Source organism: Halomonas sp. BM-2019 (genome assembly GCF_017584085.1).
The window spans coordinates 874,817-893,513 of record NZ_CP071922.1 but is presented as its reverse complement, the minus strand read 5'-3'; the positions used below and the strand labels follow the sequence as shown (position 1 = coordinate 893,513).

Here is an 18,697-nt window from a genome sequence, read left to right as displayed (position 1 = left end):
GCCGATGGCACAGTTGCCGCAGGCTCAATAGAAACCCCTGTCACGCATCACCCGATCGGCCCTGTCCTGCGCCAAGGACAGGGCCTTCTTGATGGAGCGCCGCCCGTCCAGCACCTCGAAGATCTCATTGCCGGCGATGTGGATCAGATCCGTGATGCCCGGCACGGGAGGACGCGGCCAGGCCTGCAGGAGATCCTTTCTGGCCATCTCATCGACGGCTTCGATCAGCGGCGACAGCGCCGTGACCTCAGGGTCCCGACTGACGCTGAAGCGTGACGTGACCAGGCTGCCATTCAGGATATAGAGCTTGGACATGCTCCTGCAGGTCAGGTGGCGCAAGGCCGCCCAGGCGGATTCCACCCTCTCTTCCGAAAGGTTTGCGGGAATGGCCAGGGAGTAGCCGCCGATGGGAACGAAGGATCGACCATGGTTACCGACGGTGTGGGGAAGAAAGCCAGTATTGTGCCAGGCAGGTGACTTCTCGTTGAGCTCGAACAACGGAGCCAGCGAAGTGTAGCTGTAGGCCATGCCGACTTCACCCGCCGCATAACACCTGGTGCGCTCGTACCAGGACATATGGAGAATATTGGGAGGCGAGTACTTCAAGATGTCCAGCATATATTCGCAGGCCCGAAAGGCGGCATCCGACAGGAACATGGGGCGAAGCTGATCCCCTGTCGCATTCTCGAACTCATAGCTTCCGTCTATGCGTTGAAGGTTGATGAGTGGCTGGCCGAATTTCGCCATCAGGAAGGCAAAGGTATGCCCCAATGGCGTTCCCCTGGCCGCATTCCAGGCGATACCATAGAACCCCTTGCCGGGATCGTGAAGCGCCCTGGCCACCCGGATCAGCTGCTCCGTGGTCGTCGGGGGTTTCAGGCCCGCACTTTCGAGGATGTCCTTTCGGTAGCACAGGAGCTCTGGCGTGGTCTGTACCGGTATACCGTACTGCTTTCCCGCATAGCGGGAACTCTTGAAGGCCACAGGGTGGAAGTCGGATACATCGTACCCATCTCGTTCGATGAAGGCATCCAGAGGCAGCAGCATATCCTGTGACGCCAACTCCCCGAACCAGGGAAGGTTGCAGGTGATGATGTCATAGTGGGAATGAGCATAACGCGCGTTGGCCAGAATCTCCTCGCGCAGGCTGTCGATCGACTTCGCCTTGTTAGTGACCCCCACCCCGAAGATGGCTTCGAGCTGGCGCTTCAGGTTATGCATCGCCATGAAGGTGGGATCGGCGTGCATCAGGACCCGTAGCCCTCCCTTCATATCGAGACGTTGAGACAGAACAGCGGGCGGTGATATGACGTCGGACGATTGGTACGGTTCCTCCAGGATAATCCGGCTGGTCGCGCCGGATTTCGGGTCCAGCCCCAGGGTATCTCCCAACAGGGCCTTGATCCGGTTTGCATAATTCTCCCACTCCTCGATCATGGTGTGGGAAGGATGCAGCGAGACCGTCTTGCCCGACTTCGTCCTGGGGCGGGAAAGGATCAGCCCCCGCTTGATGATGCTCTCGATGCCGCGCTTGGCAGTACCATAGGAAAGCCCGGACGCATCCGCCAGCGAGGTGGGTGTCGTCAGCCGTCCGGCCAGGTGGTTGCGCATGAGGTGAATCATCATGCGCAGTTCCCGATAACCCTGCGAAATGGAGAGGGATTGTTCGGTTACATCCTCGAACTTCTCGATGAAGTCGATGAAGCGCGAGAGCTCCGTATTGGAGAGCTTCGGCCTCGGCGTCTCGGACAGCCTGTCGTAGGGGCCCTCCGGATGGCTCTCGTCGGGGAGGTCGCTCATTAGTCGCCTCGAGGCAGGAAAGCAGGGGGAGCACCAAGATAGCGCCGCCTCACGCCTGGACGCAAACGTGACGCCAACGCGGCTATCCCCAGACATCGACGATCAGGCGAATGCCCAGCAGGATCAGCAGGGCCAGAATGACTCGGAAGAAGAGCTCACCGCTCAGCCGCTTCTGGATCACCAGCCCCAGCCGCACCCCCAGCCAGGCCACCGGGATCAGCAGCAGCGCGATGGTGAGGTTCTCGAGGCTCAGCAGGCCGAGCATGCCGTAGGGCACCAGCTTGACCAGGTTGGTGGCGGCCAGGAAGACCACCGCGGTGGCGAGAAACTGCTCCCGGGTAAGCCGGCACTGCAGCAGGTAGAAGTTGAGGGGCGGCCCCCCGGCATGGGCAATGAAGCTGGTGAACCCGGCGATACCGCCACAGAGCCCGCCGATCCAGGTCGGCAGGACCCGGCCGCGAAAGGGCTTGAGCAGCCCCCACAGGCCGAAAAGGATCGAGAACACTCCCAGCAGAACCTTCAGCAGCTCCTCGTCGAAGCGTCCATAGGTCAGGTAGCCGACCGCCACCCCCAGCACCGCCGGGGGCAACATCAGCCACAGCACGGTCCCGACCCGCTGGCGCCACCAGGCCTTGAGGCTGAACACATCCATCACGATCAGCAGCGGCAGCATGACGGCCACGGCGAAGGCCGGGCTGGCCTTCAGCGAGATCAGCGGCACCGCCACCACCCCGACGCCGCCGGCGAAACCCGACTTCGAGATGCCGGTAATCAGCACGGCGACGATGATCAACACCATGAACTGCCAGTCATACACCATGCGAGCCTCTACTTTTGTGGGGAGAGATAAAAAAGGGGCCGTGTCGGACACGGCCCAAGCGGAGGGTGACGCTGCCTTCCATGAAAGGGTGGCCTTCTGGAGTGTCCGGTAAGCCCCCGGACGGCGGGGTCACAGGACGTCGCACACCTCCTCGAAGGCGAAACGCTCCTGACGCGGGAAGAGCGCCGAGGGATCGCCGTACCCCAGGTTGCAGAGGAAGTTGCTCTTCACCCGACCCTCGGGGAAGAACACCTCATCCACCGCCGCATTGTTGAAGCCGGACATCGGCCCGGCGTTCAGCCCGACCGCACGGGCGGCAAGGATAAAGTAGCCCCCCTGGATGGAACTATTCCTGAAGGCCGTCGTATTGATGAAGTCCGTCTTGCCCTCGAACAGCGACTTGGCGTCCTTGTTGTGGGAAAACATGCGCGGAAGATGCTGGTAGAACTCGGTGTCGTAGCCCAGCACGGCCACTACAGGAGCCTTCATGGTCTTTTCCTGATTACCCGGGAGCAGGGCAGGCTTGAGCCGCTCCTTGGCCTCCTCGCTTCTCAGGAAGAGTACGCGCAGGGGCTGGCAGTTCATGGAGGTCGGCCCGAAATGCATCAGGTCATACAGCTCTCGAAGTTTCTCGTCGCCGACCTCCTGATCCGTCCACACGTTGTGGGTACGCGCCTCGGTGAACAGGGTCTCGATCGCCTGGTTATCGATGGCAGTCATGGGGTTTACCTCTTTCTGGGTGGTGTTGGCTGAATGGTATCGTCTAGCGAAGCGACTAGCGGCTCGCCTTGAGGCCGAAGTCGTATGTCAGATGGCGGAAAGGGACTTCCATCGACCGTCCATCCGGTGCCTTTCCCGGCGGCAGCAGCGCATACTCCCTGACCAGGGAATCCTTGACGCCGAAGACGGCGTCGGAGTCGAGATAGGGGTCGTCCTCGGCGAAGACCTGGGTCACCAGGGTCTCGTAACCCTCGGCCATGAGCATGAAGTGCACATGGGCGGGCCGGTAAGGGTGGCGGCCGGTGACTTCCAGCATCTTGCCGACCGGGCCGTCGGTGGGAATCGGGTAGGGTGAGGGAGTCACCGTCCAGAAGGCATAGCGCCCCTGCTCATCGGTGGTGAACCTGGCCCGCAGCGAGGCGCTCTCGAGCTCCTTCTGGACGTCGTAGAACCCTTCGCTGTCCGATTGCCAGACATCGACCACCACATTGGCCAGCGGCTCGCCACGCGCGTCGTGCACCCGCCCCTCCACGAAGAAGGGCTCCCCCTCGACGTTCCAGTCGATCGACTCGCCTTGGGCGGCCTCGGGCGGGTCGGCCACATAGAAGGGCCCCAGCACCGTGCTCTCGGAGACCATGGGGTCCGATGTCTGGTGATTGATGGCATCGACCAGCATGGTGACGCCCAAGGTGTCGGAGAGCAGGATGAACTCCTGGCGCTTGTCGTCGCACATCTGGCCGGTGCGGGTCAGGAAGTCGATGGCCTGCGTCCACTCCGCTTCGCTGGGTTCCACCTCACGGATGAAGGCGTGCAGGTGGGTAACCAGGCTGTTCAGCACCTGCTTCAGGCGCTCATCACGGCAGCCGGCAAACTGCTCGATCACGGCATCGGTGATGTTCTCGGCATTCAGGTTTCGCATCTCGTCATCCCCTGGCGCCGGAGGCGCTCTCGATGGCCGGCAGCCCGCAGAGGCGTTCGGTATGGTGAATCGTGGCGATGTAGTCGTCCTCGCCGTGGCCCGTGCCGATCAGCGAGCTGTAGGCCTCGCGCATCTGGGCGGCCAGGGGGACGGCGACTCCGGCCCCATGGGCACAGCCGAGGATCAGGTCCAGGTCCTTGGCCATCTGGGCGGCCGAGAAGGTGGACGTGAAGTCGCGATCCTTCAGCGGCTGGGTCTTGTACTTGACCATCGGCGAGCCCACGGCGCTGTCGGCCATCAGATCCAGCATCGCCTCCCAGCCGATATTGCCCTTGCGGGCCATGGCCAGGGCCTCGGCCATCATGCCGGCGCTCACTGCGATCATCAGGTTGATCGCCAGCTTGGCGTAGCGCGCCTGCTCCTCCTCGCCGAGCCAGTACTGGGCCTTGGTGAAGGTCGCCATCACCGGCTCGGCGACATCCAGTGCCTCACGCGGACCGGAGACCATGGCCGACAGGGTGCCGGACTCGGCGGCGACGGGATTTCCCGACACCGGGCTGCGCAGATAGGCGATGCCCCGCGCGTCGGCGGCCTCGGCCACCCGGGCAGAGGCCTCGATGCTCACCGTGCTGGTCTCGATCAGCACGCTGCCCGGGGCCATCGCCTCGATCAGCCCGTCCGGCCCCAGGCTCAGGCCCAGCAGCGCCCGGTCATCGGGGATCGACACGAACACCAGGCGGCACGCCTCGGTCGCCGCGGCCAGGGCCTGGTGGGGGTTGATACCGGCCTGCTCGGCCAGCGCCATCCGCTCGGCGCTGAGGTCGAACCCCTGGACGGGGTACCCCGCCGCCGCGATCCGCACGGCCATGGGCAGGCCGAGCTTGCCGAGGCCGATCCAGGCCACCTTATTCATCGTGGTCACCGGGCTCGTCGTGGTCGTTGGGCTTGTCATGCTCATTGGGCTCTCTCCCCTTGTGCTCGGGATGCCTGTTCCCGTGACATCAGTTCGCCGTAGATCCGCTGGCCGGAGGCGTCGAGGCGCCTGACCCCCGCCGCCACATCGGCCAGCAGCCTGCCGTTTCGCTTGTGGAATTCCCCCGCCACCATGACGCTGTCGACGTTGGCGAGACTCGCCTGCATGACCACGGTCGAGACCGGGTCGCTGACCGGCTGCATGTTCAGCAGGCCGCTGTCCAGCAGCACGATGTCCGCCTGCTTGCCCGGCGTCAGGCTGCCGATGCGCGCCTCCAGGCCCAGGGCACGGGCGCCATCGACGGTGATCCACTCAAGCGCCTCGCGCGTGCGGATGGTCGAGGTGTCGGGAATGGTGCCCTGCTTGCGCCGCGAGGCGTCGTTGTCCAGCGAGCGCTGCATGCCCAGGGCCATGCGGGCGACCGAGAACATGTCACCGGAGATGACCGACTCGAGATCCACCCCGAGGGAGACCACGCCGCCGTGCCGACGGACGTGCCCGGTGATCGGGAAGCCGTGCCCCTGGGTCATCTCGTTCTCCGGGGCGATGGAGAAGGTCACGCCCTGCGCGCAGAAGCGCGCCAGCTGCGCGTCGCTGAGGCTCTGTCCGTGCACGATGTTGATGTCCGGACCCAGCAGCCCTTGCGCCTCGATCACGTCCCAACCGCCGGGGCTGACGGCCTCGCCGCCGCCCTGGTGCATGGAGGCGACCAAGCCGAACTCCTTGGCCAGCTTGAAGTCCTGCAGGCTGACCTCGAGGGTGGAGTAGTGCGGCCCGAGGATGGCCAGGCCCAGGGTGACGCGCCCCTCGGGGTCGGAGAGTTCCCCCTCGAGGAGCCGCTCGACCTCGCCACGGGGATGGGGAATCTCGCTGAAGTGCGGCTGCCCCGGCTTGGGGTCCGGCTTGGGCGAGCCGTGGAAGAATAGCGCCCGGATACCGGACTCCTTGAGCCCGCGCACCGCCGCATCGGTATGCTCCGGGGTAGGGTTGTTGTGGCACCAGTCACCCAGGGTGGTGGTGCCGCAGTTGAGCTGGTTGAGCGCCCCCATACGGGTGGCGATATGGATGTCGTCGGGCGTGAAGAGCGTCGCCAGGCCGCGGTGCACATGGCGAAAGTACTCGAGCAGCGTCCAGTTGGCGGCCACCCCGCGCAGGGCGGTCTGCCAGGTATGCAGGTGGGCGTTGACCAGCCCGGGGATCAGGATGCCGCCGCGGCAGTCGATGATCTCGGCGCCCTCGGACGGCAGGTCATGGCCCACGGCCAGGATCCGGTCGTCCTCCACCAGCACTTGGCCGTTGGCAAGATCGCCCAGCTCGGGATCCATGGTGATCACGGTGGCATGGGTCAGCAGTCGCTTCATGGGGTGACTCCCTCCTCGCTCGCCGGTCGCTGGCCTACCAGGGCATGGCTCAGCAGCCGGTGGATGCCCTGGGCCTCGACCTCGCGGGGATTCCAGTAGGGGTTTCGGGTGGCGATCTCGGTGGCGCGCTCGATATCTCCCGGCTTGAGGCCGATCGCCTCAAGTGCCGTGGGCGCACCTACCGTCCGGGCCAGCTCGAAGAGGCCGGCGGCAGGGTCCTCGCAACCCAGGGCCCGGGCGATGCGCGACATCGCCTCGGGAGCCGCCGGGGCGTTGTAGGCCACCGCATGGGGCAGCACGATGGTGTGGGTCTCGGCATGGGGCAGGTCGAAGGAGCCGCCCAGGGTGTGGCAGAGCTTGTGGTGCAGCGACATGCCCACCGAGCCCAGGCAGGCACCGCATAGCCAGGCGCCATACAGGGCGTCGGAGCGGGCCTCGACGTTGCCGGGGTCGGCGGCGATCACCGGCAGGCTCCGGGCCAGCGCCGCGATGCCCTCCTCGGCCATCAGCGAGATCACCGGGTTGCGGTCGCGAGCGTAGAGCGCCTCCACCGCATGGGCGATGGCATTGATGCCGCTGGTGCCGGACATGCCCGCGGGCAGCGAGAGGGTCAGGTCGACGTCATAAATCACCGTCTCGGGCAGCACCTCCAAGGTGCGCTGGGTGGTCTTGAGGCCGTCGCGGGTCTCGCCGAGGATCGGCGTCATCTCGGAGCCGGCATAGGTGGTGGGGATGACCACCTGGGGCAGCCCGGTGCGTAGCGCGATGGCCTTGCCCAGGCCGATGGTCGACCCGCCGCCGATGGCCACGGTGCAGTCGACCTCCAGCTCCTCGACCACCCGCATGGCGTGCTCGGTCACCTCGACCGGCGTGTGCATGGCGGCCTCGGCATAGAGGCCGACCCCGCGCTCACCGAGCTGTCCCAGCACCGAGCGAGCCTGCCCCTGCTGCTGGGGGGTGGCCAGCACCAGGGCGCGGCGGCAGCCGAGCTGCTCGATTTCCTCGGCGAGGCGCGACAGGGTCCCCTGGCCGAATACCACCCGAGATGGCAGGCCATGATAGACAAAGGGTTGCATGAATCTTTCCTCAGACGTTAGAAGGTGCATGTCGGCGCCCCACGCGGAGCGCCGCGGTGGCGGCGAATCCTCCTAGGCGGTCGCCGCCGCCGGGGCTGGCGTGCCCATCCCGGTGATCGCCTGCACCAGCTCGTCCTCGCTGACGCTGTCGCCGTCGAACTCGGCAGTGACGCGGCCGTCGTACATGGCGATGATGCGGTTGCTCAGGCCAAGGACCTCCGGCATCTCCGAGGAGATCACCAATACCGCATAGCCCGACTTGGCGAGCTCCTTGACCAAGGCGTGAATCTCCGCCTTGGAGCCCACGTCGATGCCGCGGGTCGGCTCGTCGAGGATCAGCAGCTTGGGATGGGTATGCAGCCACTTGCCGATGACGATCTTCTGCTGGTTGCCGCCGCTCAGGTTTCCGACCTTCTGGCGCCAGCTGGGCGTCTTGATCTTCATCGCCTGGTGGTACTTGTCGTAGACGGCTCGCTCATCGGCACGCTTCATGAACCCCATCGCGGAGACCGACTCGAGCCCGGCCAGGGTCATGTTGTCCCGGCAGTTCATACCCAGCACCAGCCCCTGGTCCTTGCGATCCTCCGGTACCAGGGCGACGCCCGCGGCGACGGCGTCGTGGGAGTTGCGGAAGTTCACCACCTTCCCATCCAGCAGGATCTCGCCCGCCGTCGGGGTGCGCATGCCGAAGATGGTCTCGGCGACTTCCGAGCGTCCCGCGCCGACCAGGCCATACATGCCGACGATCTCGCCCTTGCGGACGTTGAGACTGACATCCGTGAACAGACGCTTGACCGACAGGTTGCGCAGCTCGAGCATGTTCTCGCCGAACTCGGTCGGCTTGGTGGCATGGTCGAGCTCCAGGCTGCGGCCGATCATCATCCTCGTGACCTCGTCCTCGTTGGTCTCGCAGGTGTTGACCGTGCCGGTGTACTCACCGTCGCGAAGCACCGAAATGCGGTGAGAGAGGTGGAAGATCTCGTCCATGCGGTGCGAGATGTAGACGATCCCCACGCCCTGCTCGCAGAGCGACTGGATCACGTCGTAGAGCACCGGCTTCTCGTGGTCGGTGAGCGAGGCGGTCGGCTCGTCGAACACCACCACACGGGGGGTGAAGACCAGTGCCCGGGCGATCTCGACCATCTGCTTCTTGGCGATCGACAGCGAGCCCACCAGGTCGTCGTGCTGGAAGTTACACTTCAGCGTCGCGAGGATGGCATTGGTGTCCTCGCGCAGCTTGCGCCAGTCGACTCGGTTGCCCCACTTCTTCGGCAGGCTGCCGAGGAAGATGTTCTCGGCCACGGTCATCCCCGGTACCAGCGACTGCTCCTGATGAATCAGCACGACCCCGGCCTTCTTGGCATGCTTGGGGTTCTCGAAGGCCATCTCCTCGCCGCCGAGGATGATCCGCCCCTCGTTGGCCTGGTGCTTGCCGGCCAGCACCTTCATGAGGGTCGACTTGCCTGCACCGTTCTCGCCGAGCAGGGCATGGACCTCGCCGGGGCGTACGTCGAAGTCGACCTGGTTGAGCGCCACCACCCCGGGGAAGCGCTTGGTGATGCCTTCGAGCTTGAGGACCGGCTCGGCGTCGATCGGCTGGCGTTGGCCAGTCGTGGCGTGGACGGGTGTCATATCCGCACCTCCTTGGTCGAGGGCACATTGAGCTTCTTGTCGATGATCAGAACCGTGATCAGGATCAGGCCGAGGACGACCAGCACGTAGAAGGCCGGCACCTGCATCAGGTTCATGCCGTTGCGCAGTATGCCGATGGCCAGGACGCCGCCCAGGGTGCCGACGATGCTGCCGTAGCCGCCGGTGAGCTTGGTTCCACCCAGCACCACCGCGGTAATGGTCCACAGCTCGTAGTCACGCCCGAGGTTGGGGGTGGCCGCGCCCATCTGACTGGCCAGCAGCACCCCGGCCAGGGCGGCAAAGAAACCGACGATGATGAAGTTGATCATCATATGGCGGCCGATTCGGATGCCGGCGTCGATAGAGGCCTCCGGATTGCCGCCCACGGCGTAGGTGTTGCGGCCATGGCCGGTACGGGTCAGCACCAGGTGCATGGCCAGGGTACAGAGCAGGAAGATGATCGCCAGGACCGGGATGGGCCCGATGGTGCTCACGCCGAAGTCCGAGAAGGCGAAGTTCATCGAATAGAAGGACTGCTCGCCGGTGTAGAGGAAGATCAGCCCACGGATACCCAGCATGGCCCCCAGCGTGACGATGAAGGCATTGACCCCCGTCTTCCACACCACCAGGCCGTTGATCGCCCCGAGCAGAATGCCGGAGGCCAGCGCGGCGATGATCGCGATGGTCAGGCCATAGTCCTGAAGTCCTACCGCCAGAGAAGCGGCAAGGCCCAGTGTCGCGCCCACCGAGAGGTCGATGTTGCCGTTGATCATCACGTAGGTCATGCCCAGGGCGATCAGGCCGATGGTCGAGGTCTGCACCAGGATATTGGTGATGTTGCCCAGCGACAGGAAGTACTCCGACATGAAGCTGAAGAAGATGAAGATGGCGATGACGAAGATCCAGATCGGCTGGATGGTCGCCTTGCCGCGGAAGAAGCCTTTTATTGAAACCATGTGAGATGCCTCCGCGTCATGAATGGGTCGTGAACAGACGCTTGCGCTTGTTGGCAAGGTCCAGCCAGACGGCGAGGATGATGATGACCCAGGTCACGATCCACTGGGTGTAGTAGGGGTACCCCATCAGCAGCAGGCCGTTCTGGATGAAGCCAAGAATCAGCACGCCGATCACGGTCTTCCAGATACTACCGGCCCCGCCCAGCAGGCTGGTACCGCCCAGGATGATGCCGGCCAGTACCAGCAGCTCGTAGCCCTGACCCACGTTGTTCTGGGAACCCATGACCCGTGAACCGAGCACCAGGGCGGCACAGGCCACGCAGAAGGCCGAGATCAGGTAGGTGCTGAATACACACCAGTTCTTGCGAATGCCGGAGTAGACGGCGGCCATGGGGTTGCCACCGACGGCAAAGATGCGTCGCCCATAGCCCGTGTAGGACATCAGGCACTGAACCAGGATCGCCAGCAGGCCGAAGAGCAGCACCGGCACCGCGATCCCGGCGACGAAGCCGCGGCCAAAGAACGCAAACCAGGTACCGTCCTGATTGCTGATATCCACGTTCTGCCCACCGCTATAGATCAGCACCAGTCCCTGGATGACGGAAAGCATGGCCAGCGTCACGATCAGGGAGTTGAGTCGCATGAGGCCAACCAGGAAGCCATTCACGGCGCCAAGCATCAAAGTCAGGGCAAACATCACCAGGATGGCATTCGTTGGACCGATCTTGTCGTGAAGGTCGACGACCAGAACGGTGGCGAACGACAGCATCGATCCCACGGACAGATCCAGGTTTCCGCCGATGATCACGACCGTCACCCCGACGGCGATGATGCCGATGATCGACGCCTGTCTTACGACCGTCATGATGTTCGACTGGGAAAGAAACTGTTCGGAAAATAGAGAGAACACGAACATGCTCAAGAGAAAGAAGACCAGAATTCCCTGAGCGGAGAGAAAGCTGAGGATACCTGCTCGGCTGACTCTTCCCTTCAGGAACTGCGATTTAATTTGTTCTGAAGAAGCCATACTCATCACCTGTTTGAGTGTCGTCTTGCGCAAGAAGCCATTGCGTCAAGCCAGTCCGGTAGCCCGGGGCAGTCGTCTCGAATGAGCACCCTGCCCGGGGGCCACACACCATCCGGTCAGAAGACCGGTCGGTCGAACTCTTCCAGGTTGTCGGCGGTGATCTTCGGCGTCTCGAAGAAGTTGAGCTTGGGCACTTCCTCGCCGGCCAGGACATCCAGCGCCGTCTGCAGGGCCGCTTCGGCATCATCCACCGGGGACTGATAGATGGAGCCGTAGTACTCCCCGCGCGCGATGGCATCGTAGCCCACGGCGAAGTTGGTGGCGCCGATGAAGATGATATCGCCCGCACGGCCAGCATCCTTGGCGGCATTCAGGGCACCCACCCCCATGTTGTCGTCGCCGGAATAGACACCGTCGATACGGTCGTACTTGGTCAGGAAATCCTCCATGACGCGCTGAGCGCGCTCACGGTTCCAGTTGCCCGGCTGGGTTTCCATCAGTTCGACATCGGGACAGAGTTCGGCCAGGCGCGTCTCGAAGCCGGCGGCGCGTTCGATAGCGGTGGTGTAGCCCGGCTGGCCGGAAATCTGCACGATCTGGCCTTCGCCTCCCAGGGCATCGCACATCATCTCGGCCGAATAGGCCCCCTGCTCCACGTTATCGGGGCCGGAAAACGCCGCGATGAAGTCCATGCCGGCATCGGCGATCTTGGAGTTGGTCACGATGACCGGGATGCCCGCATTGTGGGCCTGGCGAATGGCGGGAATCACCGCCTGGCCATCCGTCGGCCAGATGATGATCGCGTCCACTCGCTGCTGGATGAGGTCCTGCATCTGGCCGATCTGACGAGCCACATCGCCCCCTGCGTCCAGCACCATGATATTGATGTTTTCGTTGGCTTCCGCGGCCTGCACGAAGGCTCTTTCATAGGTCGTCTGGTAGCTGTCGACCCCGACGTTGTTCTGGGTGATACCGATCCGATAGGTCGTGTCGGCGTGGGCGATACCCGAGGAAAGGAGCATCACACTGGTCACTAGCGCTGTCTTGTAGAACATCTCGTCACCTGTTGTTGTAGTGGCCGTCTGCTGTTGCTTCGCTGACATGGCGAGTTGCCCGTCAGGGTGAATGCAGCTTATTGGCTGGTCAGAGGTTCCGGCAACGGCGCTTCAGGTGAGAAATATCCATTTTGGTTATTTTTCTCGGACGGCCTTCAATCGGGCAGGCACGAGAAAAAGCCCCGGCCGTCTCGACGGACGGGGCAGGCATTGGCTCAGCAGGGCCGGCAAGTGAGGAAGCCTGGCTGGGAAGTGGCTTCGCCAGCAGCGGGTCAGGGTGCCGGCGGCTCCAGCAGTCGCTGCCAGGCGTCGATGACCACCCGGCGGTGGTCCTGGAAGGCGTCGCTGCGGCCCCGGGGGGGCTCGCGGGTCAGCGAGGCGCGGTGGGCGGTGCTGCGCAGGGCCAGGTAGGCGTCGCGCAGGCGCTGGCACTCCCGGGCCGGCAGCCGCTCGGTGGCCTCGAGGGTCTCGAGCAGGCGCATGTTGTCGCTCCACTGCAGCAGCTCGGGGGTCTCGTGGCCCATGGCAAGCACGGCATACTGGCAGAGGAACTCGATATCGACCATGCCGCCGGGGTCGTGCTTGAGGTCGAACTCCCCCTCCCCGCTCTTGCCGCCCAGGTGGTCGCGCATCTTGTGGCGCATCTTGACCACCTCCTCGCGTAGCGCCTCCGCGTCGCGCTTGCGGCCGAGGATCTCTTGACGGATGGCGTCGAAGCCCTCGGCCAGGCGCGGATGGCCGGCCACCACCCGGGCGCGCACCAGCGCCTGGTGCTCCCAGGTCCAGGCCTCGCGGCGCTGGTAGTCGGCGAAGGCGGGCAGCGAGCTGACCAGCAGCCCCGAGTTGCCGGAGGGGCGCAGGCGCATGTCTACCTCGTAGAGGGTGCCGGCCGGGGTCACCGCGGTGAGCAGATGGATGATGCGCTGCCCCAAGCGGGTGAAGAAGACCCCGTTGTCCAGGGGGCGCGCCCCGTCGGTGCCGCCCTGGGTGGCGCCGTCGTGGATGAACACCAGGTCCAGGTCCGAGCCGTAGCCCAGCTCGATGCCGCCGAGCTTGCCGTAGCCGACGATCAGGAAGTCCGGCTCCGCCCCGGCGCGGCCGCCGTCGGCCAGCTCCGGGACGCCATGCTTGCGGGTCAGGTGCCGCCAGGCCATGGCCAGCACCGCCTCGAGGATTACCTCGGCGATGTAGGTGAGGTAGTCGCTGACCTTCATCAGGTGGCGGGTGCCGGCGATGTCCGAGGCGGCCACGTGCAGGGTCTGGGCGTGCTTGAAGACCCGCAGTGCCTCAAGCTGGGCCTCCTCGTCCTCCTCGGGGATCCGCCCCAGGGTCTGGCGCAGCTCGTCGGCGAGACGCGCCTTGTCGGCCGGGGTGTAGAGGGTCTCCGGGGTGAGCAGCTCGTCGAGCAGGATCGGGTAGCGGGCCAGCTGCTCGGCGATCCAGGGGCTCGCCGCGCAGAGCGTCATCAGGTGGCCCAGGGCGTCGGGGTTCTCGCGCAGCAGCGCCAGGTAGGCGGTACGCCGCAGCACCGCCTCGATCAGCGGCAGCACCCGCTCCAGCGCGGTATCCGGCGCCTCGCTCTCGGCCACGGCGGCGAGCAGCAGCGGCATCAGCGCCTCCAGGCGTTCGAAGCCGATGCGCTGCATGCTCTGCACCTGACGGGAGTGGTAGAGGGAGGCGATCCGCCGCGCCGCGGTGGCACTCTCCTCGAAGCCGGCCTCCTCCAGCAGCAGCGCGCCCTCCTCCTCGTCGAGCTCGCCCCGCCACAGGGCGCGCCACTGTTCCAGGGCGATACCGTCGGCAGCCTCCTGCGCGGCCTCCTCCACCTCCTCCTCGGGATCGGCGATCACCGCATCGAAGTGCTGGCGGACCCGGTCGCGCACCTCCTCGAGCCGGGCCATCAGCGCCGGCCAGTCCTCCATGTCCAGGGCCAGGGCGACCCGCTCGCGGTCGAGGTCGTCGTCGGGCAGGCTCTGGGTCTGGCGATCCTCCAGCGCCTGCAGGGCGTGCTCGAGATCGCGCAGGAAGGCGTAATCGGGGGTGAGCTCCTCGACGACCTCGAGGGGCAGCAGGCCCAGCGCCGGCAGCCGTTCCAGAGCGGCCTTCAGCGAGGTCACCTGCAGCTCGGTGTCGCGGCCGCCGCGGATCAGCTGAAAGGCCTGGACCACGAACTCCACCTCGCGGATGCCGCCGGGGCCGAGCTTGATGTTGCTCTCCATGCCCTTGCGTCGCACCTCGCGGTTGATCATGCCCTTGAGCTCGCGCAGCGACTCGATGGCCCCGAAGTCGAGGTACTTGCGATAGACGAAGGGCCTCAGGCTGGCCAGCAGCTCGGCGCCGGCGTCCAGGTCGCCGGCCACCGGGCGCGCCTTGAGCATGGCGTAGCGCTCCCACTCGCGGCCCTGGTCCTGGTAGTAGCTGGAGAGCGACGAGAAGCTGCCCACCAGCGGGCCGCCGTCGCCCAGCGGGCGCAGGCGCATGTCGACGCGGAAGGCGAAGCCGTCGGCGGTCACCGCGTCCAGGGCACCGATCAGCCGCTGCCCCAGCTTGGTGAAGTACTCCTGATGCTCGAGGGACTTGCGCCCGCCCTCGGTCTCGCCCTTCTCGGGAAAGGCGAAGATCAGGTCGATATCGGAGGAGAGGTTGAGCTCGCCGGCCCCCAGCTTGCCCATGCCCAGCACCACCAGGCGCTGCTCGCTGCCGTCGCGACGCGGGGCGGGACGACCCCAGCGCGGCGCGAGGAAGCGCTCCAGCCAGGCAAGGGCGCCCTCCAGGCAGATCTCGGCGAGCCGCGACACGGCCGCGGCCGTCGCCCAGATGTCGATGCCCTCGGGACGGGTCAGGTCGCGCCACACGATGCCGGTCATGCGGGCGCGGCGAAAACGGCGAATGGCGGCCTGCATGGCGGCCTCGTCCTCGGCTGCTTCCAGGCGCTCGTCGAGCCAGTCGCGCAGGGTATCGGCATCGGGGGCGGCCTCCAGCTCACCGCTGGCATCCAGGTGGAGCAGCCACTCCGGGTAGCGCACCAGGGTCTCGGCGACGAATTCGGAGATCGCCAGCACCCGGGCCAGCTGTGCGCGGCGCGCCTCACAGAGGCCCTGCCAGTCCTCCAGGGGCGATTCCCGGCCGGTCATCTCGGCCAGGTGGTCGGCCTGGGCCAGGGCCTCGGCCAGGCGCTCCCGGGTCCGCACCAGGGGCGCCTTGAGGGGCTCGGGAATATCGATCAGCGGCAGGAAGTCGTCGTGCAGGGGCATGGGCGTCTCGCATCCGGGGGCGCATGCTCCCAGCATAGCGAAGCCGGGCCCCGACTGGCACCCGGTGCGAGGCCCGGGTCAGCCCAGCAGCTTCTGGCCGGCCAGCAGCAGCCAGATGAACCCGGCCAGGACGAGCGACAGCATGACCGCGGCGGACCCGATGTCCTTGGCGCGCCCGGAGAGCTCATGGTGCTCGGTGCCGATGCGGTCCACCGCGCACTCGATGGCGCTGTTGAGCAGCTCCACCACCAGCACCAGTAGGCAGCTGCCGATCAGCAGGATCCACTCCACCGGCCCCTGGCCGATCCACCAGGCCAGCGGCAGCAGCGGCACGCAGAGGGCCAGCTCCTGGCGGAAGGCCGACTCGTGGCGCCAGGCGGCCTTGAGCCCCTTGAGGGAGTAGCCGGTGGAGTGCAGCAGATGACGCCAGCCGGTGTGTCCGGATTTCATCGCGGGATCCTTTGGGTGGAGGCCAGGGGGCTCAATGGTTGTCGATCATTCGCTCGAGGTCCACCGCCAGGGGATCCAGCACCTCGGGCCAGCTCAGGTAGGGGGTGCTGCCGGTACCGTTGACCAGCACCGTGAACACCCCCCAGCGGCCGCTGCGGGTGCGGAAGTAGCCGCTCACCGCCCGCACCGCCACCGGCTGATTGAGGGTGCCGGTCTTGAGCATCACATGGTCCTGGAAGGTGGGCGAGCCGCGGCGGATGAAGCGCATTACTCCGTTGCCGGGGGACTGCAGGGTGGCCACGAAGCTCGGGAAGAGCGACGGTCGGTGGTACAGGCTCTCCAGCAGCGCATTGGCGCCCCGGGCCGAGGTACGGTTCTCGGTGGTCAGGCCGCTGCCGCTGAGCAGGCTGACCGGGCCATGGTCGGGGATACCGGCCACGAACTGCTCGATGGCCGCGCCGCCCAGACGCAGGTCGGCACGCGGCGTCTCCACCAGGTTCAGCGCCAGGATATCGGCCATGAAGTTGTTGGAGTAGTTCATCACCCGCAGCAGCAGCTCCTGCAGCGGCTTGCCCTCCACCTCGGCCAGGGCCCGGGCGCCGCTGGGCGGCTCGGCCAGGGTGGTATCGGCCCCGCCGTGCACCGCGATGCCGGCCTGGTCGAGCATCGCCAGCAGGGTCATGGCCAGCTGATCGGCGGGATCGGAACTCGCCCGATAGATGTCCCGGGGGCGCGCATTGGTGGAGATCTGGCCGCTCAGCACCATGACGTCGTGGCCGTTGCGGGTGACCCGCTCCGCGCGAAGCTCGGTACCACTGTTGTCGGGCCGGGTCTCGACCCGGTTATCGATGCGCAGGATGGCGGCCTGGCTGTCGCAGCCGGTCACCCGGGCCGGCTCGCCCGGGGCGGCCCCCGGGCCCACGCTGACGCACCAGCTGCCGTAGTTGACCCCTGCCGAGGAGAGCAGGGCGCTGTAGGCGTTGGCGGAGCGCTCGCGGGCCTGGCAGCGGTCGGTGGTGATGCACTCCACCGGGCCGAAGCGCCACTGGCTGACCACGAGCCGCCCCTCCACGTCGCGGACCCCGGCCTGGTACAGGCGCTGCACCAGCCGCCAGAGGTCCTCGGTGGTCAGCGCCGGGTCGCCGCCGCCGTCGAGGATCAGGTCGCCCGCCAGCACGCCCTCCTCGTCCGGGCGAGCCTCGCCGAGCAGCCGGGTGGTGAAGCGATGCTGGGGGCCCCAGCGGTCGAGCGCCGCCGCCGCCAGGTAGCTCTTGGTCACCGAGGCCGGCGACAGCTGGCGCTCGGGGTCGATGGCGCCGAGCACGGAGCCCTCGTCGATCAGCCGCGCCTCGGCGCTGATCAGAAAGCCCTTGTCGGCCAGGCGGCCGAGCTGGGCGAAGCCCTCGGCCTGGGCCACCAGCGGCAGCAGGCAGGCCAGCAGCAGGGTAACGGATCTCAATAGAGGATGACGCATGGCAGCACCGTGGCCTTGGCTCGTCAGTGGGTCAATGGGAAATCGAGGAGAAGAGCTGGATGATCACCACGCCCGCCACGATCAGGCCGATGCCGATCACCGCGGGGAGGTCCGGCCGCTGCCCGTAGACCAGCAGCCCCACCAGGGCGACCAGCACGATGCCGAGCCCGGCCCAGAGGGCATAGGCGATACCCACCGGGATCGTGCGCAGCACCAGGGAGAGCATGTAGAAGGCCAGGGCGTAGCCCGCCACCACCAGCAGGCTCGGCCACAGGCGGGTAAAGCCCTCGGTGGCCTTGAGCGCGCTGGTGGCCACCACCTCGGCGAGGATCGCCACGGCCAGGTAGACGAAGGCCATCAGGCACCCCCTCCCCCGGGCACCAGGCCGGGGGCATGGGGCAGCTCGACCACCAGCTTCCACAGCGTCTGGCCACTGGCGTGATACTTCTGCTCGAAGGGGGTCAGGAACTCGTCTTGCGGCTCATGGGGCTGCACCGCGGCCGGCAGGCCGGTGGCCTGGGTCACGGCCAGGGCGAACTCCTCCACGTAGAGTCGCCAGTTGGAGCGAAGTTCCAGGCGCCCACCCAGGGCCAGGATCACCGGCAGGATCGGATGCCCCTGCCAGCGCAGCTTGAGATGCGCAGCCTTGGGGTAGGGGTTGGGGTAGAGCAGGTAGTGGCGTGCCGGCCGCCAGCCATCCGCCAGGACCAGGCGCCAGAAGTCCACCAGGTCGGCGCGCACCAGCAGGGCGTTGTCGGGCAGTGGACCATGCTCACGGCCGAGGCGGCTCTCGCTGCGGTCCACGCCGATCACCGCCTGATCGGGAAAGCGCGCCGCCAGGCGGCGGGTGGCGAGCCAGGCACTGGCCGACTCGAAGGCGGCCCGGGTATGCTCCACCACCGGCTTGCGCAGCGGGTGAGCCAGGGCCCGCGCCACGCGCCGCGCCAGGTCCTCGTGGGGACCGGACTGGTTGGTGCTGATGGAGCGGGAACTGGCGTGCATGGTGACCTGCCACGAAGCGAAACAGAGGGCGATTCTACCAGCCCGGCATGGCGGTCGCATGGCCGCCGAGAATGCGAAAAGCCCCGCGCTCTTTCGAACACGGGGCTTTTCAGTATAAATGCCTGACGATGACCTACTCTCACATGGGGAGACCCCACACTACCATCGGCGCTGAGCG

16 protein-coding genes are annotated in these 18,697 nt (G+C 66.1%); all 16 read right to left on the bottom strand.

Going from position 1 to position 18,697, the window contains the following annotated elements:
* Window positions 1-24: 24 nt before the first annotated feature.
* The 16 genes from J5F18_RS04565 to J5F18_RS04490 all read right to left on the bottom strand — a co-directional run bounded on the left by J5F18_RS04565 (window position 25) and on the right by J5F18_RS04490 (window position 18,519).
* On the bottom strand, window positions 25-1,800 hold the full coding sequence (locus tag J5F18_RS04565) for an extracellular solute-binding protein (protein ID WP_346301139.1): 1,776 nt from the start codon (window positions 1,798-1,800) through the stop codon (window positions 25-27).
* An 82-nt stretch (window positions 1,801-1,882) separates the two neighbouring features.
* Complete coding sequence (locus J5F18_RS04560) at window positions 1,883-2,620, bottom strand: sulfite exporter TauE/SafE family protein (RefSeq protein ID WP_346301138.1); 738 nt, start codon at window positions 2,618-2,620, stop codon at window positions 1,883-1,885.
* A 129-nt stretch (window positions 2,621-2,749) separates the two neighbouring features.
* Entirely contained in the window at window positions 2,750-3,340 is a 591-nt protein-coding gene (locus tag J5F18_RS04555; protein ID WP_346301137.1) for a malonic semialdehyde reductase, read from the bottom strand.
* Between the two features lie 55 nt (window positions 3,341-3,395).
* Window positions 3,396-4,259, bottom strand: coding sequence for an intradiol ring-cleavage dioxygenase (locus J5F18_RS04550; protein WP_346301136.1), 864 nt, complete (start codon window positions 4,257-4,259; stop codon window positions 3,396-3,398).
* A gap of 4 nt (window positions 4,260-4,263) precedes the next feature.
* Window positions 4,264-5,172, bottom strand: coding sequence for an NAD(P)-dependent oxidoreductase (locus tag J5F18_RS04545; protein WP_346301135.1), 909 nt, complete (start codon window positions 5,170-5,172; stop codon window positions 4,264-4,266).
* A 41-nt stretch (window positions 5,173-5,213) separates the two neighbouring features.
* Window positions 5,214-6,593: an amidohydrolase family protein gene (locus J5F18_RS04540; RefSeq protein ID WP_346301134.1), complete on the bottom strand. Its 1,380-nt coding sequence runs from the start codon at window positions 6,591-6,593 to the stop codon at window positions 5,214-5,216.
* Window positions 6,590-7,669, bottom strand: coding sequence for a maleylacetate reductase (locus J5F18_RS04535; protein ID WP_346301133.1), 1,080 nt, complete (start codon window positions 7,667-7,669; stop codon window positions 6,590-6,592). Before J5F18_RS04535 ends, J5F18_RS04540 begins: the two co-directional genes overlap by 4 nt.
* Window positions 7,670-7,741: 72 nt before the next feature.
* Window positions 7,742-9,301 carry a sugar ABC transporter ATP-binding protein gene (locus tag J5F18_RS04530; RefSeq protein WP_346301132.1) on the bottom strand — a complete coding sequence of 520 codons (1,560 nt, stop codon included), beginning with the start codon at window positions 9,299-9,301 and terminating at the stop codon, window positions 7,742-7,744.
* Window positions 9,298-10,257 (bottom strand): ABC transporter permease, encoded by a 960-nt coding sequence (locus J5F18_RS04525; protein WP_346301131.1) that lies wholly within the window; start codon window positions 10,255-10,257, stop codon window positions 9,298-9,300. The genes J5F18_RS04530 and J5F18_RS04525 overlap by 4 nt, the downstream gene beginning before the upstream one ends.
* A 16-nt stretch (window positions 10,258-10,273) precedes the next feature.
* A complete protein-coding gene (locus J5F18_RS04520) occupies window positions 10,274-11,284 on the bottom strand; it encodes an ABC transporter permease (RefSeq protein WP_346301130.1) in 1,011 nt (336 codons plus the stop codon).
* A 116-nt stretch (window positions 11,285-11,400) separates the two neighbouring features.
* Window positions 11,401-12,339, bottom strand: coding sequence for a sugar ABC transporter substrate-binding protein (locus tag J5F18_RS04515; protein WP_346301129.1), 939 nt, complete (start codon window positions 12,337-12,339; stop codon window positions 11,401-11,403).
* A 272-nt stretch (window positions 12,340-12,611) separates the two neighbouring features.
* Complete coding sequence (gene glnE, locus J5F18_RS04510) at window positions 12,612-15,593, bottom strand: bifunctional [glutamate--ammonia ligase]-adenylyl-L-tyrosine phosphorylase/[glutamate--ammonia-ligase] adenylyltransferase (RefSeq protein WP_346301128.1); 2,982 nt, start codon at window positions 15,591-15,593, stop codon at window positions 12,612-12,614.
* Window positions 15,594-15,671: 78 nt separating this feature from the next.
* On the bottom strand, window positions 15,672-16,043 hold the full coding sequence (locus tag J5F18_RS04505) for a diacylglycerol kinase (RefSeq protein WP_346301127.1): 372 nt from the start codon (window positions 16,041-16,043) through the stop codon (window positions 15,672-15,674).
* A gap of 31 nt (window positions 16,044-16,074) precedes the next feature.
* The gene (gene dacB, locus J5F18_RS04500; protein ID WP_346301126.1) at window positions 16,075-17,517 is read right to left on the bottom strand and encodes a D-alanyl-D-alanine carboxypeptidase/D-alanyl-D-alanine-endopeptidase; all 1,443 of its coding nucleotides are present in this window, start codon (window positions 17,515-17,517) and stop codon (window positions 16,075-16,077) included.
* Between the two features lie 31 nt (window positions 17,518-17,548).
* Complete coding sequence (locus J5F18_RS04495) at window positions 17,549-17,875, bottom strand: SMR family transporter (protein ID WP_346301125.1); 327 nt, start codon at window positions 17,873-17,875, stop codon at window positions 17,549-17,551.
* Window positions 17,875-18,519: an SAM-dependent methyltransferase gene (locus J5F18_RS04490; RefSeq protein WP_346301124.1), complete on the bottom strand. Its 645-nt coding sequence runs from the start codon at window positions 18,517-18,519 to the stop codon at window positions 17,875-17,877. Before J5F18_RS04490 ends, J5F18_RS04495 begins: the two co-directional genes overlap by 1 nt.
* Window positions 18,520-18,697: the final 178 nt, after the last annotated feature.

Excerpts from the sequence above, each read along its gene's own strand:
- J5F18_RS04565 (WP_346301139.1), bottom strand. The coding sequence starts at position 1,800 with ATGAGCGACCTCCCCGACGAGAGCCATCCGGAGGGCCCCTACGACAGG.
- J5F18_RS04560 (WP_346301138.1), bottom strand. The coding sequence starts at position 2,620 with ATGGTGTATGACTGGCAGTTCATGGTGTTGATCATCGTCGCCGTGCTG.
- J5F18_RS04555 (WP_346301137.1), bottom strand. The coding sequence starts at position 3,340 with ATGACTGCCATCGATAACCAGGCGATCGAGACCCTGTTCACCGAGGCG.
- J5F18_RS04550 (WP_346301136.1), bottom strand. The coding sequence starts at position 4,259 with ATGCGAAACCTGAATGCCGAGAACATCACCGATGCCGTGATCGAGCAG.
- J5F18_RS04545 (WP_346301135.1), bottom strand. The coding sequence starts at position 5,172 with ATGAATAAGGTGGCCTGGATCGGCCTCGGCAAGCTCGGCCTGCCCATG.
- J5F18_RS04540 (WP_346301134.1), bottom strand. The coding sequence starts at position 6,593 with ATGAAGCGACTGCTGACCCATGCCACCGTGATCACCATGGATCCCGAG.
- J5F18_RS04535 (WP_346301133.1), bottom strand. The coding sequence starts at position 7,669 with ATGCAACCCTTTGTCTATCATGGCCTGCCATCTCGGGTGGTATTCGGC.
- J5F18_RS04530 (WP_346301132.1), bottom strand. The coding sequence starts at position 9,301 with ATGACACCCGTCCACGCCACGACTGGCCAACGCCAGCCGATCGACGCC.
- J5F18_RS04525 (WP_346301131.1), bottom strand. The coding sequence starts at position 10,257 with ATGGTTTCAATAAAAGGCTTCTTCCGCGGCAAGGCGACCATCCAGCCG.
- J5F18_RS04520 (WP_346301130.1), bottom strand. The coding sequence starts at position 11,284 with ATGGCTTCTTCAGAACAAATTAAATCGCAGTTCCTGAAGGGAAGAGTC.
- J5F18_RS04515 (WP_346301129.1), bottom strand. The coding sequence starts at position 12,339 with ATGTTCTACAAGACAGCGCTAGTGACCAGTGTGATGCTCCTTTCCTCG.
- glnE (WP_346301128.1), bottom strand. The coding sequence starts at position 15,593 with ATGCCCCTGCACGACGACTTCCTGCCGCTGATCGATATTCCCGAGCCC.
- J5F18_RS04505 (WP_346301127.1), bottom strand. The coding sequence starts at position 16,043 with ATGAAATCCGGACACACCGGCTGGCGTCATCTGCTGCACTCCACCGGC.
- dacB (WP_346301126.1), bottom strand. The coding sequence starts at position 17,517 with ATGCGTCATCCTCTATTGAGATCCGTTACCCTGCTGCTGGCCTGCCTG.
- J5F18_RS04495 (WP_346301125.1), bottom strand. The coding sequence starts at position 17,875 with ATGGCCTTCGTCTACCTGGCCGTGGCGATCCTCGCCGAGGTGGTGGCC.
- J5F18_RS04490 (WP_346301124.1), bottom strand. The coding sequence starts at position 18,519 with ATGCACGCCAGTTCCCGCTCCATCAGCACCAACCAGTCCGGTCCCCAC.